Here is a 442-nt window from a genome sequence, read left to right as displayed (position 1 = left end):
GATTTAAGCTAGCTCCGACAATCAGAGCTGGGCGATGCAAGTCCCTCTGTAGACATACGAAAGCCCTCCGAGATGGAGGGCTTTTTCGTTTTGATCTCTGCGCGGGCATGATTTGGTTTTGGTTTCAGGCTTTGAGCCGTCCTTCGGATCCATGCGGTAATGGTGCGCCTTAGGGAAGGAGGAGCTAGCGTCGCCAAGGGAAAGCGCAGCTTTTCCGCCAGCGAAAGACCTCTTGCAGCTAGACATCCAGATATTGTCACCGGGGGAAGATAGGAAGGATTGGTTGCGGGGGCAGGATTTGAACCTGCGGCCTTCAGGTTATGAGCCTGACGAGCTACCGGGCTGCTCCACCCCGCGTCCAGCGCAAATCCCGTTGGGATTTGTCGCGGCTACGCAAAGCGCTTGGGCTTTGCGGATCTCAGCCGAGCGATCTCAGCCGAGC

Annotated in this window: 1 tRNA gene; it reads right to left on the bottom strand. The window is 56.8% G+C overall.

The features are described 5' to 3' along the window. Positions 1-280: 280 nt before the first annotated feature. A tRNA-Met gene (locus AC1DM5_RS36590) sits at positions 281-357 on the bottom strand. Positions 358-442: the final 85 nt, after the last annotated feature.

This window comes from Rhizobium sp. 01T437, from assembly GCF_056398505.1.
This window is presented reverse-complemented; position numbering and strand designations above follow the sequence as displayed.